At 71.2% G+C, this 15403-nt stretch carries 11 protein-coding genes and 1 pseudogene; 6 read left to right on the forward strand and 6 right to left on the reverse strand.

What is annotated here, in order from left to right; all coding sequences use genetic code 11:
* From qcrB to kdpB, 3 genes and pseudogenes are all read right to left on the reverse strand, one after another.
* Positions 1 to 1638, reverse strand: coding sequence for a cytochrome bc1 complex cytochrome b subunit (qcrB, locus tag ACZ5XZ_RS00910; protein WP_468973139.1), 1638 nt, complete (start codon positions 1636 to 1638; stop codon positions 1 to 3).
* Between the two features lie 244 nt (positions 1639 to 1882).
* A pseudogene (locus ACZ5XZ_RS00915) lies at positions 1883 to 2047 on the reverse strand (N-acyl homoserine lactonase family protein); the annotation flags it as partial.
* A 261-nt stretch (positions 2048 to 2308) separates the two neighbouring features.
* Entirely contained in the window at positions 2309 to 4492 is a 2184-nt protein-coding gene (gene kdpB / locus ACZ5XZ_RS00920; RefSeq protein ID WP_468973142.1) for a potassium-transporting ATPase subunit KdpB, read from the reverse strand.
* A gap of 422 nt (positions 4493 to 4914) precedes the next feature.
* On the opposite strand from kdpB, the gene ACZ5XZ_RS00925 reads away from it, so the two are divergent.
* Positions 4915 to 5424 carry a SixA phosphatase family protein gene (locus ACZ5XZ_RS00925; protein ID WP_468974139.1) on the forward strand — a complete coding sequence of 170 codons (510 nt, stop codon included), beginning with the start codon at positions 4915 to 4917 and terminating at the stop codon, positions 5422 to 5424.
* 128 nt (positions 5425 to 5552) lie between these two features.
* Here the strand turns inward: ACZ5XZ_RS00925 and ACZ5XZ_RS00930 are convergent, their stop codons facing one another.
* The 3 genes from ACZ5XZ_RS00930 to ACZ5XZ_RS00940 all read right to left on the reverse strand — a co-directional run bounded on the left by ACZ5XZ_RS00930 (position 5553) and on the right by ACZ5XZ_RS00940 (position 8501).
* A complete protein-coding gene (locus ACZ5XZ_RS00930; RefSeq protein ID WP_468973145.1) occupies positions 5553 to 6425 on the reverse strand; it encodes a DNA alkylation repair protein in 873 nt (290 codons plus the stop codon).
* 101 nt (positions 6426 to 6526) lie between these two features.
* A complete protein-coding gene (locus ACZ5XZ_RS00935; protein ID WP_468973148.1) occupies positions 6527 to 7771 on the reverse strand; it encodes a PP2C family protein-serine/threonine phosphatase in 1245 nt (414 codons plus the stop codon).
* 148 nt (positions 7772 to 7919) lie between these two features.
* Positions 7920 to 8501 carry a TetR/AcrR family transcriptional regulator gene (locus tag ACZ5XZ_RS00940; protein ID WP_468973151.1) on the reverse strand — a complete coding sequence of 194 codons (582 nt, stop codon included), beginning with the start codon at positions 8499 to 8501 and terminating at the stop codon, positions 7920 to 7922.
* A gap of 271 nt (positions 8502 to 8772) precedes the next feature.
* On the opposite strand from ACZ5XZ_RS00940, the gene ACZ5XZ_RS00945 reads away from it, so the two are divergent.
* The 5 genes from ACZ5XZ_RS00945 (at position 8773) to ACZ5XZ_RS00965 (ending at position 15285) form a co-directional block, all read left to right on the forward strand.
* Positions 8773 to 9633, forward strand: coding sequence for a sulfotransferase domain-containing protein (locus ACZ5XZ_RS00945; RefSeq protein ID WP_468973154.1), 861 nt, complete (start codon positions 8773 to 8775; stop codon positions 9631 to 9633).
* Between the two features lie 142 nt (positions 9634 to 9775).
* The gene (locus tag ACZ5XZ_RS00950) at positions 9776 to 11332 is read left to right on the forward strand and encodes a GMC family oxidoreductase (protein WP_468973157.1); all 1557 of its coding nucleotides are present in this window, start codon (positions 9776 to 9778) and stop codon (positions 11330 to 11332) included.
* Positions 11333 to 11676: 344 nt separating this feature from the next.
* A complete protein-coding gene (locus tag ACZ5XZ_RS00955) occupies positions 11677 to 11907 on the forward strand; it encodes a hypothetical protein (protein WP_468973160.1) in 231 nt (76 codons plus the stop codon).
* A gap of 161 nt (positions 11908 to 12068) precedes the next feature.
* Positions 12069 to 14168 (forward strand): bifunctional polysaccharide deacetylase/glycosyltransferase family 2 protein, encoded by a 2100-nt coding sequence (locus tag ACZ5XZ_RS00960; RefSeq protein WP_468973163.1) that lies wholly within the window; start codon positions 12069 to 12071, stop codon positions 14166 to 14168.
* A 16-nt stretch (positions 14169 to 14184) separates the two neighbouring features.
* Positions 14185 to 15285, forward strand: coding sequence for an LCP family protein (locus tag ACZ5XZ_RS00965; RefSeq protein ID WP_468973166.1), 1101 nt, complete (start codon positions 14185 to 14187; stop codon positions 15283 to 15285).
* The last annotated feature ends 118 nt before the right edge of the window (positions 15286 to 15403 follow it).

The raw sequence follows: 15403 nt of genomic DNA on the forward strand, positions 1-15403 counted from the left end.
CTACGAGCCGTCGGCTCCCGGCCCGCCGGGGACCGCCGCGGCCTGCTGCTTCTGTTGCCGCACGGACGGCAGGGCGACCTGGTCGCGGTAGTACCAGCGGCTCAGCGCGAGGCGCAGCCGTTGCCGCCGGGGAAGGGTCGCGGCGACCTCTGCGGGGGGCGCCTCCAGAGCCCTCGACGCCGGCCGTGCGAGGACCGTGTAGCGCTGCGCGGCGGGCAGCGGCCGGTGCTCCTCGTAGAGGCCGCCGTACACGGACTGGTGGACCTGCCCGGTCTCCTCGCCCTCGGCCAGCCGCTCCCGATCGCGATGCTGCAGCGCCAGGCACAGCCACTTGGTCACCAGGAACCCGAGCACCGGAACGATCACCACCGCCGCGCGCAGCACCCAGGTCAGGGCATTGATCGACAGGCCGAAGACGAAGGCGATGACATCGTTCCCGCCCGCCAGTTGGAGCACCGCGTAGAAGCAGATCGCCGCGACTCCGAAAGCGGTACGGGTGTGCTGCTCGCGCGGGCGGTCGCACACATGCCGTTCACCGCGGTCGGCGGTCACCCACCTCTCGAAGAAGGGGTAGGCGTACAGCACACCGAAGAGCACTCCGGGAAGCGCCACCGCGGGGATGAAGACGTTCCACATGATGGTGTGGCCCCAGAGGTTGGTCTCCCAAGGAGGCATCAACCGCAGCGCACCTTCCAGGAATCCCACGTACCAGTCGGGTTGCGCGTTGGTGGACACCTGGTCCGCCTGGAAGGGGCCGTAGTCCCAGACCGGGTTGATCTGGCCGACCGCCCCGAGGACGGCGAAGACCGCCGACAGGATGAGCAGGAGCCCGGTGGACTTCGTGAGCCACTGCGGAAACATGGGCTGGCCGAGCACATTCCTGTTGGTTCTCCCCGGGCCGCGCCACTGTGTGTGTTTGAGATACACCACAAGAATGAGATGCACCGTGACGAGCCCGATGAGGAGACCGGGTACCAGGAGAATGTGAAGGGCGTACAGACGCGGAATGATGTCGTTCCCGGGGAACTCGCCGCCGAAGGAGAAGAAGGAGAGGTAGGTCCCCACGACCGGAATGGATCCGATGATGGTGTCGGCGGTACGCAGACCGGTGCCGGACAGCAGATCGTCCGGCAGGGAATATCCGCAGAATCCCTCCAGCAGGGCCAGCAGAAAGAGCGTCACACCGATCAGCCAGTTGCCCTCGCGGGGCCGGCGGAAGGCGCCGGTGAAGAAGATCCGCAGCATGTGCACGCCGATACTGGCCAGGAACGTGAGGGCCGCCCAGTGGTGCACCTGGCGGATGAGCAGTCCGCCGCGCACATCGAAGCTGATGTGGAGGGTGGAGGCGTACGCCCGGGTCATCCGCGTGCCGTGCAAGGGGGTGTAGGAGCCGTGGTAGGTGATCTCGGCCATGTCCGGGTCGAAGAAGAACGCCAGGAAGACGCCGGTGAGCACCAGCACCAAAAGGCTGTAGAGCGCCAGCTCGCCGAGCAGAAAGGCCCAGTGGTCCGGAAACGCCTTGCGCAGGAGTTTGCCCGCCGATGCCGCCGGCAGCCGCTCGTCGAGGCGGTGGAAGCTTTGTTCAGCCGCGCCTTGCAGCCTGCGCCCGAGCCGTTCCGTGCGTTTCCGGAAAACCATGCACCGCGCTCCTCACGCGTCGACTGGCCGCTATCTGGTTGCTTTCACCGGATGGTGCTGGAGGCACCCCCTGGTGCGTAATGTACTGAGAATCGCACCGGGAACACGGCAGGATCGACCGCCAGTCGTCGGCAGGAATTTCCGCAGGGGTTACGGGACAGCCCTCAGTGAAGTCGGCGGTCCGGTGCGGAAGTCGGCGGGCCGCTGCGGAATTCCCCTATCCACCCGCGCCGCGCGGCGGTTCTCAGACCGAGCAGTCGTGGGCGAAGAGCACGCGGCGCGGGTCGAATGCGGTGAGCCGGTCCAGCCACGGCCGGTAGGAGGGAAGGGGCTGCTCGTCGCCCGCCAGTTCGGCGTAGCGGGCCAGATGGTCGGAGCCGAATTCGGACGCGAAGTCATGGGCCTGCCCGGTGGTCGAAGTGCAGGGGGTGCGGGCCGCCGGCCTCCGATGCCGGTCGGATGAAGTAGCCCAGATCGAGTCGGCGTACTGGCGTGTTCTTCCCCATCGGTGCGTTCCTCATTGGTGCCTTCCTCCGCTCAGGTCGTCGGCTTTCTCGGGACGCTCCTCCCCGTCGCCATCCTGGCAAGACCGTGGGACGCCGCCCGCCCCGTACGCCGGCAGCGGACGGGGCGGGGGAGGGACGGGCGACCGCCGGCCCCCTGGTGGTGCTCAGCCGAGCCCGGGGATCTGGGAGACCAGCAGGTCGATGAGTTTGATGCCGACGAACGGGGCGATCAGGCCGCCGAGTCCGTAGCGGGTGAGGTTGCGGCGCAGCAGGTCGTGGGCGGAGGCGGGGGTGTAGCGGACGCCGCGCAGGGCGAGGGGGATCAGGGCGACGATGATGAGCGCGTTGAAAATGATCGCGGAGGTGATGGCGGAGGTCGGGCTGTGCAGGCCCATGATGTTCAGGGCCGACAGGCCCGGGTAGGCGCCGGCGAACATCGCCGGGATGATCGCGAAGTACTTGGCGACGTCGTTGGTGATCGAGAAGGTCGTCAGCGCGCCCCGGGTGATCAGGAGCTGCTTGCCGATCTCGACGATCTCGATGAGCTTGGTCGGGTTGGAGTCCAGGTCCACCATGTTCCCGGCCTCCTTGGCGGCCGAGGTCCCGGTGTTCATGGCCACACCGACGTCCGCCTGGGCCAGCGCGGGGGCGTCGTTGGTGCCATCACCGGTCATCGCGACCAGCTTGCCGCCCTCCTGTTCCTGGGCGATCAGGGCGAGCTTGTCCTCGGGGGTGGCCTCGGCGAGGTAGTCGTCGACGCCCGCCTCCTGGGCGATGGCCCTGGCCGTGAGCGGGTTGTCGCCCGTGATCATGACCGTCCTGATGCCCATCCGCCGCAGCTCGGCGAAGCGTTCACGGATGCCGTCCTTGACGATGTCCTTGAGGTGGATGACGCCGAGTACCCGTGCCCCGTACTGGTCGTGCACCGCGACCAGCAGGGGAGTGCCGCCGGACGCCGCGATCGCGTCGGCGAACATCCGGGCTTCGGCGGGCACTTGGCCGCCCAGAGCGGTCACCCACGCGACGACCTGAGCCGTCGCGCCCTTGCGGACCCGGCAACCGGACCCGTCCGCCCAGCGCAGATCGACGCCGCTCATCCGGGTCTGCGCGCTGAAGTCGACGTACTCGGCGTGCTGCAGCTCCCCTTCGGCAGGCGCCCGCAGCTCGTACCCGTCCTTCGCGAGGACGACGACGGAGCGGCCCTCGGGCGTTGCGTCGGCGAGGGAGGAGAGCTGGGCCGCGTCCGCGAGCCGGAGTTCGTCGATGCCGGGCAGCGGGACGAAGGCGACCGCCTCGCGGTTGCCGAGGGTGAGGGTGCCGGTCTTGTCGAGCAGCAGGGTGTTGATGTCGCCGGCGGCCTCGACCGCGCGCCCCGACATGGCCAGGACGTTGCGCTGGACGAGCCGGTCCATCCCGGCGATGCCGATCGCGGAGAGCAGCGCGCCGATCGTCGTCGGGATCAGGGTGACGAGCAGCGCGACGAGCACCGCGGTCTGCTGGGCGGCGCCGGCGTAGGAGGCCATCGGCTGCACCGTGACCACGACGAGGACGAAGACGATGGTGAGCGCGGCGAGCAGGATGTGCAGCGCGATCTCGTTCGGAGTGCGCTGCCGGGTCGCGCCCTCGACCAGGGCGATCATCCGGTCCAGGAAGGAGTGCCCGGGGCGGGAGGTGACGCGGACGACCAGCCGGTCGGACAGGACGGTGGTGCCGCCGGTGACGCCGGAGCGGTCGCCTCCGGACTCGCGGATGACGGGCGCCGATTCGCCGGTGACCGCCGATTCGTCGACCGCGGCCACGCCGTCGACCACCTCGCCGTCCGCCGGGATCACCTCGCCCGCCTCGACCAGTACGAAGTCGAAGGGCTGCAGATCGGCGGCGGCGACCGGTTCGGTCACGGCGCCCCGCAGGTCGATGCCGACCCGCCAGTTGTCCCGCAGCCGCCGTGCGGAGATGTCCGTACGCGCCTTGCGCAGCGACGCGGCCTGGGCCCGGCCGCGGCCCTCGGCGACCGCCTCCGCCAGGTTGGCGAAGACGACGGTCAGCCAGAGCCAGCCGCTGATGACCCAGGTGAAGACGGACGGGTCGCTCAGCGCCGAGAGCGTGGTCAGGCCGGAGCCGCAGGCCACTACGAACAGCACGGGGTTGGTGGCCAGCGCCCGAGGGTGCATCTTGCGCAGCGCCTCGGGCAGGGACGTCAGCAGCACCTTGGGGTCCAGGAGCCCGCCCGGCTCCCGTCGTCGCCGCCGGCGGCCGCCCTGCGCCGGGGCGCCTTGCGGGGGGTGGGAGCCCGTCCCGGTGGCCGAGGACGTCGGTGTGGTCGGGGCGTGGGGTGGGGCGGGAACCATGGGAAGACTTTCTGGGAGCGCGGCCTCCTGCCTGGGCGGGCGGCCGGACGGCCTGGGGACGGTGGCCGAGGACGGCGGGCCGGTGGGCGGAGCGTGGCCGCTTCGCGCATCCGTCAGCCGGGATTCGAACCTACGGTGACGCGGGGCGCCACGAGCCCTGCCCCGTAGGGAATTTGCGGCTCCCTTACGGCCCGGTCCGGAAAACCGGCCCGGCCTTACGCGACCTTGACGCCCGGCCGCCGTCCCGGCCCGTCCTTTGCATGTGCTGCCAGGGGGTTCGCCACGCGGAGGGGCGGCGTTGCGGTGCTCAGCCGTTCTCCACTTCGCGCGCGGTATCGTCGAGTCGACCGCTGACCGTGTGGGGTGCCGTCAGCACGCCCTCCGGCCGGGCGCGGACCCTGTGAGGAGGCCCCGTGGCGGAACTGCGCCGACTGGTCGTCCTGCGACATGCCAAGTCCGCCTGGCCGCCGGACGTGGCAGACCACGAGCGGCCGCTCGGCAAGCGCGGACGGCGCGACGCCCCCGCCGCGGGCCGCTGGCTGCGGGCCGCCGACTGCGTCCCGGACCTGGTCGTCTGCTCCACCGCCGAACGCACCCGGCAGACCTGGGAACTGGCCGCCGCGCAGCTCGACGCGTCGCCCCCGGTCCGTCACGACGCCCGGCTCTACGGCGCGGAGGCCGCCGAGCTGCTCGCCGTCGTCCGCGAAACCCCGGACAGCGTGCGCACCTTGCTGCTGGTCGGCCACAGTCCCGGGGTCCAGGACCTGGTCCTGCTGCTCGCCGCGGAGGCGCTCGGTGACGCCCTCGAACGCACCCGGGAGAAGTTCCCGACCTGCGCGATCGCCGTGCTCACCCAGCAGGGCGCCTGGCCGGCGGCCGCGCCGCGAACGGCGCTGCTCACCGACGTGGCAGTGGCGCGCGGCGCGCGCTGACACGGCGGTGTCCCCAGCGCGCTACGGGGTCGGTCGGCCCACCTCGTCCCAACTCGGCTTCTAGAGCCCGGGGTTGGGGCCCCATCCGCTCGACCGTCCCCCTGCCCGCGACGGCCGGCCACCGCCGATCAAGCCACCGGCTTGTCGTCCTGCCGGCGCACGATCTCGGTGATCCAGACGGGCGCGAACGGCGACGTGCAGCCCGGGGAGGTCGGGTAGTCCTTGAGCACCTCCAGGCGCTCACCGATGGCGATCGCACGGGCGCGGTACTCGGCGTGCTCGATCCCGATCTGCGCCAGGCAGTGGTTCATCGCCCACTGCAGGCGGTCCGGGGCGTCCTTCATCTCCGCCTCGATGACGTCCAGCAGCCCTGCGAGGTCTAGGTCGTGTCCGCAAAGTCCCGCCTGGCCTGCGACGCCTGGCACGCACGCTCGCTGCGTTGTCGGGATCGTCCACGTAGACCCACTACGAGGACGACCCTCCGCCTTGCGATCGTACGCACCAGACGCCGCAGGCCCCGCCCTACGGGCGGACGACGGGACTTCGCGGACACGACCTAGTCCCTCGGGCTTCTTCGCCACGCGTTCGGCGGTCAGCGCCCAGCCGGCACTCGCGACCGCCGGATCCGGATCGGCGGACCAGGAAAGGCGCAGCTCCTCGGCGTGCGGGTGCTTCTTCACCACGTAGTTCACGAGCCAGTCGTGCACCTTGGGTGTGCGGGCCTCGCGCAGCATGGCGTCCAACTCGTCGCGCTCGAAGGCCTTCGGGCGGCAGATCAGGATCGCCAGCAGCCTCGCCGCGCTGTCGTCCGTCGCCCAGAGCTGCCGCGCGAGTTCCGCCTGCGTCTTCAACCGCTTCGCGAGCGCGCGCAGCTTGCCGAGGTTCACACCGTGATCGTCACCGTGCTTCTCGTTGACCTTGCGTGTCCTGGGGTCGTCGAGCCCGGCCAGCTCGGCCATCACCTCGGCGACCGTCGTCCCGGTCCGTGCCGTCTCGGCCACCTCGGCCTCCCGTCCTCATGTGCGAGAGGCAGCCTATGACGGGAGTCGGCCCCCCCGCCGTGTGCGCCGGTTCGGCGTCCATGACCCCCTCGGACGGCTGCTCAGAGGCGTACGGCGACCAGGGCGATGTCGTCGCGTGCGCCGGCGCTGACGCCGAGGCGGGCCAGCAGCGCGTCGGCGAGGCGCTCCGGGCTGAGTCTGCTGCAGGGGGCGAGGGCGTCGGTGAGGCGGGCCAGGCTGGCGTCGATGTCCTCGTCGCGGCGTTCGATGAGCCCGTCGGTGTAGAGGATGAGGGAGTCGCCGGGGGTGTAGGGCAGCTGGGCCTGGGGGCGGAGCACGTGTTCGGGGCGGGCGCCCAGCGGCGGGTCGGTGGCCCCGTCGAGGATGTCGTGGGTGCCGTCGGGGTGCAGCAGGACGGGCGGTGGGTGACCGGCGCTGCTGTAGACGATCCGGTGGCCGACGGTGTCGACCAGTGCCTGGACCGCGGTCGTGGCCAGGGCACCCTCGATGGAGCGCGCGTACAGGCCCAGCACCGTCAGTGCCCGGGCGGGGTCGTGCACGGAGCGCGCGGCGGCGCTGAGGGCGCTGCGGAGCATGCCCATGACGGCGGCGGCCTCCAGGCCGTGCCCGACGACATCGCCGACCGCGACGGCGAATCCGTTCTCGGGGAGGTCGATGATGTCGTACCAGTCGCCGCAGACGTTCAGTGAGCCGATGGCGGGGAGGTAGCGCACCGCGATGTCATGGTGCCGGGCGAGGTCCGGGGAGTGCAGCATGGCCTCCTGCAGGGTGAGGGCGACCTGGCGTTCGCGGGCGTGTGCCCGGCGGAGTTCCTCGTTGAGCCGCTGCAGCTCACGCGCCCGGACGTACAGCTCGGCCTCCATCGCCTCCTCGCGTTCGCTCAGCTGCCCACCGGGCAACTGCCGGGCCCGGCGGGAGTGGACGAAGGCGGTCACGTCCTCCACCCGGTGGATGATCCACGCCACCGTGCCGTCCGGCCCCAGGACCGGAGTGTTGATCGTGGACCACCACCGCTCCTCGAACACCCCCGGCCGGTCGCGGACGGAGATGTCGTACCTCTGGACCGCTATGGGGTCCGGCTCCCGGGAGACCAGAACCTGGCGCAGCGATTCGGTCAGCTCCTGCACGCCCGCGGCCTCGGGATCGGCGGGGTTGTCCGGGAAGGCGTCGAAGACGTACTGCCCGATCAGCTCGTCCCGGGTGCGGTCGGTCGCCTGGAGGTAGGCCCGGTTGACGTCCACGATCACCAGCTCCGGATCGAGGACGAGGCATGCGCTCGGGGTCGCGGCGAACAGCGCCGCGTGATCGAGATCCGGTCTCCTCACGCGCGCCCGCCCGTCTTCCCGCAGCCCACGGACCCGCTCACCCGACCAATCTATGAGGCGCCGGGCGCCCGCGCGCGCCGGGACGCGGCCGTGGCCGGTGCCCCTTCGGCCGACGCGACCGGCCGGCCGGGGTGCGCCGCGCGAGGCCTCAGGGCGAGCCGTCTCCCCAGCCCTGTTCCAGCAGGGTGAACACCTCGTGCAGGGCGCGTCGGGGGTCGTCGTGCCCGCGGACCAGGCGCGGGCTCTCCATGACGAAGTGGGCCAGCGCCGCGGCGCCGATATCGCCTTCGGGGGCGCCCGTCGCCTCGGCGATGGCGGCGGCCAGGGCGGTCTCGTGCCGCAGCCACATGCGGTCGACGTAGTCCTGGAGTGCGGGGGTGGCGTTCACCAGCCGGATGAAGGCGGTCGCGTCCGCGGCGCCGTCGGGGAGGGACAGGCGGGTGCGCGCCACGTGGTCGCGCAGGGCGTGCAGGACGGGCCGGCCCGGGGCCCGGTCGCGCACGGCGGCGACCAGGGCGGCCTCATGGTCCTCGTCCTCGTCGAAGACGAGCGCCTCCTTGCTGGGGAAGTGCTTGAACAGGGTGGTCACCGACACGTCCGCCGCTTCCGCCACGTCCCTGACGCCGACGTTGTCGTAGCCGTGCTCCAGGAAGAGCCGCAGGGCGGCGTCCGCCAGGGCCTGGCGCGTTCGCGCCTTCTTGCGCTCGCGGCGCCCCGTCGTCTCGGTCATGGCGCCCACCCTACCCGCCATGGTTGACCTGATGCGAAAGTTTAGCCGTTACACCTGTGAGTCCGGGGCCGCAGGCCCACTTCCACTGAGCTCAGGCGGGTGCCACGGCCGCCCCGTTCACGGCACGTATACGTGGCCGGTTTTCTCGCGTTCCCGGCGGGATGTGCGCTTATCCGTGCGCCCCGTGCGCCCCGTGCGCTCTCGGTGCCACCGACGGATTTCCCGGATTCATTGCCAGGACCGTCGGCGACGAACACAATGCAACGCTGTGATGTCCCCTTTTCCCGCTGTTTCCGCTTCTTCTGCCGCACCGCGGACCACCGCGGGAGCGGTTGATGCGGACGGCGACGTCTATGTCATTTCGTTCCCCCAGTGCGGCCGGACCTGGCTGCGTGTCGTGATGGCCAAGGCCATTTCCGAGGCCCGGGGACTGCCGATGGAAATCTGCCGCGATCTGGAACTCACGGAATTCAGCGCGGTCGATTCCGCCGTTCCGCGCATCGTCTTCCGGCACGACGACCGGGTCGGCCGGCGGGCCCCGGAACAGCTGTCCTGGGACAAGAGCTTCTACCGCGGCCGGAAGGTCGTCCTCCTCGTTCGCGATGTCCGGGACACCGTCGTCTCCTGCTACTTCCAGCGAACCCGTCGGAGGGACCATCCCTACTCCGGTGGGCTCGGCACGTTCCTGACCGAGGCGGAAGGCAGCGTGCGCACCTGCCTGACCTTCTGGAACATCTGGCACGCCCGTCAGGACGTACCGGCGGCGTTCCTGCTCACCTCCTACGAGCGGCTGGCCGCCGACACCGCCGGAGAGCTCGCCCGCGTACTGCGCTTCTGCGGGCTGCCGCCGGCCGGGCCGGAGGCGCTGCGCAGGGCGGTGGACTTCGGGGGCTTCCCCTCCCTGCGCGCCATGGAACCCGTCGACGCGCCGGGCTCGGAGCGGCTGCGGCCGGCCGTGCCCGACGGCCCGGACTCCCGCAGGGCCCGCCGCGGCGTCGTCGGGGGCTATCGCGACCACCTCACCCGCGAGCAGACCGGCCACGTCAACGGTCTGGTGCGTCGCCGTCTGGTCCTGCCATGGCAGGAGGCCGCCCTGGCGGCGGACCATTGGCGGCCGCCTCGCGCGCGCTGACCGCCGTGGCCGGCAGCCGCATCTCCGGCAACAGCAGTGGCAGCGGACGGGACATCGACAATGGCCGGTTTCCCGGTGTGAGCGGAGGTGCCGATACGGCTTGGCTGGAGGGGTCCGTGTGCAGGCCGCATGAGGGGGACGGGTGTACGACTACATCATCGTGGGTGCCGGCTCGGCCGGGTGCGTGCTGGCGTCCCGGCTGACCGAGGACCCGGACGTCCGGGTGCTGCTCGTCGAGGCCGGGCCGGCGGACGACGCGCCGGAGATCCATATCCCCGCCGCCTTCAGCAAGCTGTTCCGCACGAAGTACGACTGGAGCTACCTGGGCGAGCGCGAACCGGGGCTGGGCGGCCGCCGCACGTTCCTGCCCCGGGGCCGGATGCTCGGCGGCTCGTCGTCGATGAACGCGATGATCTACATCCGCGGCCACCGCCACGACTACGACGGCTGGGCCGCCGCCGGCGCCGAGGAGTGGAGCTGGGACGACGTCCTGCCGTACTTCCTGCGCGCCGAGGACTTCCAGGGGCGCAGATCGCCCTGGCACGGGACCGGGGGACCGCTCACGGTCAGCGAGGGCCGCTCCCGGCATCCCCTGATGGCCGCCTACGTGGCGGCCGCCCAGGAGGCCGGCCACCCGTACACCGCCGACTTCAACGGCCCAGAACAGGACGGCGTCGGCTACTACCACCTCACCCAGCGCGAGGGCATGCGCTGCAGCACCGCGGATGCCTATCTGCGACCCGCCCTGACCCGGCCCCACCTGGAGGTGCTCACCGGCGCCACCTGCACGCGCGTGCTGTTCGACGGCGACCGCGCGAGCGGCGTCGAGCTGGACCGCGGCGGCGAGCTGCGGCAGGTGCGCGCCGGACGCGAGGTGGTGCTCTGCGCCGGTGCGTACAACTCCCCGCAGCTGCTCATGCTGTCCGGCATCGGCGTGGCCGACGAGCTGACCGCGCACGGCATCACACCCCGCGTGGACCTCCCGGTGGGGGAGAACCTGCAAGATCACCCGCACGTCGGGCTCTCGTACCTCACCGACACCGAAACCCTGCTGACCGCCGCGTCACCGGACAACGTCCGCCTCCTGGAGACCGAACGCCGCGGCCCGCTCACGTCCAACGTCGGCGAGGCCGGGGGATTCCACCGGACCCGCGAAGACCTCGACGCCCCCGACATCCAGGTGCACGCCACCCCGGTGATGTTCCACGACGAGGGCCTCGGCGCGGTCTTCGACCACGCCTTCATGTGCGGCGCGGTCCTGCTGACCCCCACCAGCCGGGGCAAGGTCTCGCTGCGCTCGGCGCTGCCCAGCGCCCAACCGCGCGTGCTGCACAACTATCTGGCCACCGAGGACGATCGCGCGACGATCGTACGGGCGGTGCGGCTGCTGCTGGACATCGCCGACCAGCCGAGCCTGCGCAAGCACCGCAGGGCCGACTTCCGCGTCCCCGAGTCGCTGACCGACGACGGCCTGCTGGACTTCGCGCGGCGGGAGTTGCAGACCTTGTACCACCCGGCGGGCACCTGCGCCATCGGCCCGGTGGTCGACGGCCGGCTCAGGGTCCACGGTGTGCGCGGGCTGCGGGTGGTGGACGCCTCCGTGATGCCCACCGTCGTACGGGGCAACACCAATGCCCCCACCATCATGATCGCCGAGAAGGCGGCGGACATGATGCGCGACCTCCCGGCGCCGGCCTGACGTTCCGCGTCTCCGTGTGTACAAGCCGCCTCGGAGTGGCCCGTTTCCGGCCAGTCGGACCAATCCGAACAAGGCCTGCGTAGTAAGCAGTTCAATTAGTCGCGCTATCGCCCGAGGCCGTGAGTTACTTCACAGTGCAAATCCCTCTGTTAGGGCCCGTTAATGGGTTCTCGGGGCTGCCCTTTCCTATTCTCATTCGCGGTATCTGGTTACACTCACGCTCCATGCGAACCGCTACCCCCCACAGCATTCGCCCCGGTAAGACGCGCAATCGTCCGGTATTTGTCGACACGTCAGGCAGGCGTCGACGCCTCCTGGGACATGCAGCGCTGACCGCAGGGTGCATGTGCACCGGATATCTCGTGCTCCTCGCCGTCGTGTTCGGCGGCCTCCAGCAACCGGACGCCAAGCCGGCGCCGGGAAAGGCCGGACCGCTACCGGGGCACACCGCCCACCACGAGCCCGGCGTCCCGGACGACGCCCGTCCTTCGGCGCCCACCCACACCTCCGGGCCGGCGGTACCCGTCGGCCACCACGCATCCCGGGCCCCCCTAGAGACCAGACCCGCCCCGTGAGAAACGCCGGACCGGCGCGCGCCACCCACCGGGTGTGACGCCCGACCGGTCCCACCCCGAGGCGTGTCCGTCCGCGCCCCCCATCCGTGCTCGCCGCCCGGCGAGCCGGCGCGGACGCACGCCTCGCACGTGGCATGTCTCCTCGACGGAAAGGGCCCATTGTGGCGTTGTCAGGGCAGGCGCGGCACGCGCTGCGCCACTCCCCACGCTGGCACTGGTTACTACTGGTGCTGATCCTCCCCATAGTCGCTACGTCACTGCTCTTCGAAGGCTGGACCACCCACGAGGTCGACGGTGCCCGCACCAGGCGCGCGTGCACCAGCCCCATACCGAAGTCCGCGGACAACGGAGCCCCCGTCCTGCGCGTCACCGGCTCCGCCGCCGAGACCGCGCAGATGGCGCACCGGACCGCCGCGCTCACCTTCGACGGCGGACCCGACCCGGTGTGGACACCTCGACTGCTCGACCTGCTGCGCACCCAGCACGCGCACGCGACCTTCTTCCTCTACGGAACCCAGGCGGCCCGCCACCCGGAACTGGTGCGGCGCATCCGCGACGAGGGCCACGAGATCGGGTCGTACACCTACACCGGCGGCGACTTGGGCAGTGCCTCGCGGCTCCGCTCCCAACTGGAACTCTCGCTCACCCAGACCGCGCTGGCGGGAGCCGCGGACGTCAACACCCGGCTGCTGCGGCTGCCGCACACCACCACCGCCGACACGATGTGCGGTGCGGAGTGGACGGCCGCACGGCGCGCTTCGGACCAGGGGTACCTCCTGGTCGCCGCCACACACCGGTCCCGCAAGCCCCCGCAGGGCGTGGTGCGGCAGTTCAGCCACACCGCCCTGGGGTACCAGGAGGCCAAGCAGCTGCTGGCCGACCCGGACGTGGGACGGTTCACCACCGTCACGCGCGGGCTCGGACGGCCCTCGCTCACCACTCCGGCCTCCCTGCCCGAGCAGGTGCAGGGAGAGGCGCTGATCTGGATCCAGTCCATCGGGCACACCTTCGCGCGCTCGATGACCTGGGCGCTGGGGATCGCCGGCGGGCTGGGAGTGCTCCGGCTGCTGCTGCTCGCCTTCCTCGCCCGCGTGCACGTACGGCGCCGACGCCGGCACCGGTCCGGTGCGCCCTGGCTGCGCGAGGTGACCGATCCGGTGACGGTGCTGGTCCCCGCGCACAACGAGGAAGCGGGCATCGAGGCCACGGTGCGCTCGCTCCTGGCGTCCACGCACCGGGACCTGCAGATCATCGTCATCGATGACGGGTCGACGGACCGGACCGCGGAGATCGCCCGGGGCATCGCCGACCCCCGGCTGACGGTGGTGCAACAGCCCAACTCCGGTAAGCCCGGGGCGCTCAGCACGGGCTTGAGCTACGCGCGTTGCGACATCATCGTCATGATCGACGCGGATACGGTCTTCGAGCCGGACGCCCTCCACCGGCTCATCCAGCCGCTCGCCGACCCGACGATCGGGGCGGTCAGCGGCAACACCAAGGTGGGCAACCGGCGCAGCCTGCTCGGCCGCTGGCAACACCTCGAATACGTCCTCGGGTTCAACCTGGACCGGCGGATGTTCGAGGTGCTCGAATGCATGCCGACCGTGCCCGGTGCCATCGGCGCCTTCCGCCGGGACGCGCTGAGCGCCATCGGCGGGATCAGCGACGACACCCTCGCCGAGGACACCGACCTCACCATGGCCCTGTGGCGGGTGGGCCGACGCGTGGTCTACGAGGAGACGGCCATCGCCTGGACCGAAGTGCCCAGTACCTTCAGCCAGTTGTGGCGGCAGCGCTACCGCTGGTGCTACGGCACCCTGCAGTCGATGTGGAAGCACCGCCACGCCGTCCTGGAGGTCGGCCCGGCCGGGCGCTTCGGCCGTCGCGGGCTGACCTATCTCACCCTGTTCCAGATCGTCCTGCCGCTGTTCGCGCCGGTCGTCGACGTCTTCGCCCTGTACGGGCTGTGCTTCGGCGACACCGCGCAGGCGGTCGGGGTCTGGCTCGGCTTCCTCGTCGTCCAGCTGATCACCGCGGCGTACGCGCTGCACCTGGACCGCGAACGGCTCAGCGCGCTGTGGGCGCTACCGCTCCAGCTGTTCTTCTACCGGCAGTTGCTGTACCTCGTGGTCATCCAGTCCGTGGTCACCGCCCTGCTCGGCACCCGGCTGAAGTGGCACCGCATGCACCGTACCGGCACCGCCAACCAGCACCTGCTCTCGGAGCCCGTGCCGCATCTGAGCGGCGTGGTGCCGAAGTGACCGAGGAGAGTGAGAAATGAGCGACTCGCCAGGCCGCAGGGCCGGCAGCGGCATATCCGACGGCGGCGGCCCGTATCCCCACGGGCCCGGGCAGCCGCCCCCAAGGCCCCGGTCCCACCGCTCCCGGCGCCGGCGGCCCCTGCTGCGGGCGGCCCTCGCGCTGCTCGTGATCCTCCTGGCCGTCCCCGCCGGCGCCCTGGCCTGGGCCGGCGGCAAGCTCAACAGTCAGATCGACCTCGGCGCACCGGAAGCCCGCCGGCACACCGGCAAGGGCACCAACTACCTCCTCGTCGGGTCCGACAGCCGCAGCGGCCTGACCGACCGGGAGAAACGGGACCTGCACACCGGATCGGCCGGCGGCCGTCGCACGGACTCGATGATCCTGCTGCACACCGGCGCGGGCGGCACCACGATGGTGAGCCTGCCACGCGACTCGTGGCTGACCGTCCCCGCCTACACCAGCCCCATGACGGGCAAGCGCCACGCCCCCGCGAAGAACAAACTCAACGCGGCGTTCGCGCTCGGCGGCCCCAAAATGCTGGTGCGCACGATCGAGCACAACACCGGCCTGACGATCGACCACTACGTGGAGGTCGGCTTCGCGGGCTTTGTGAACCTCGTCGACGCGGTCGGCGGCGTCCCGATGTGCCTGGAGCGGGACCTGAAGGACGACAAGTCCGGCGCCGACCTGCGGAAGGGCTGCCAGACCCTCGACGGCACCGCCGCGCTCGCCTTCGTCCGCCAGCGCCACCAGGAGGCCCAGGGCGATCTGGGCCGTACCCGCAACCAGCAGAAGTTCCTGTCCGCCCTCGCCCATCGGGCCGGGACGCCGGGGACCGTGCTCAACCCGTTCGCCGTCTTTCCCGCGCTGGACGCGGGGTTGGACACCCTGGTCGTCGACCGGAACACCGGCCTGCTGGACCTCGCCTCGCTGTTCCAGGCCGTCCGCGGGGTCACGGCCGGCCGCGGCAAACAGGTCAACGTCCCCGTGTCCGCCGTCGGCATCCCCACCTCCAAGGGCAGCGCCGTGCTCTGGGACCGGACCCGGGCGGCACGGCTGTTCAGCGAGCTCAACGACGACCGGCCGGTGAGCCTGAAGAACGGGACCACCCGGTGAGAGCGGCGGGACGGCCGGGGAACACCCGCCGGTCCCCCCCGCGGGGCCTTTGGTCCGGACCCGGTCCGACCCCCGGGGGAGCAGCAAAACCCCTCCCGATTGGCGTTGCTGGGGAAGA

This window comes from Streptomyces sp. NPDC033270, assembly GCF_055576575.1.

What these genes read in the sequence shown, in the direction of transcription:
- qcrB (WP_468973139.1), bottom strand. Translation starts at nt 1,638, where the DNA reads ATGGTTTTCCGGAAACGCACGGAACGGCTCGGGCGCAGGCTGCAAGGC.
- kdpB (WP_468973142.1), bottom strand. Translation starts at nt 4,492, where the DNA reads ATGGTTCCCGCCCCACCCCACGCCCCGACCACACCGACGTCCTCGGCC.
- ACZ5XZ_RS00940 (WP_468973151.1), bottom strand. Translation starts at nt 8,501, where the DNA reads ATGACCGAGACGACGGGGCGCCGCGAGCGCAAGAAGGCGCGAACGCGC.
- ACZ5XZ_RS00945 (WP_468973154.1), top strand. Translation starts at nt 8,773, where the DNA reads ATGTCCCCTTTTCCCGCTGTTTCCGCTTCTTCTGCCGCACCGCGGACC.
- ACZ5XZ_RS00955 (WP_468973160.1), top strand. Translation starts at nt 11,677, where the DNA reads ATGTGCACCGGATATCTCGTGCTCCTCGCCGTCGTGTTCGGCGGCCTC.
- ACZ5XZ_RS00965 (WP_468973166.1), top strand. Translation starts at nt 14,185, where the DNA reads ATGAGCGACTCGCCAGGCCGCAGGGCCGGCAGCGGCATATCCGACGGC.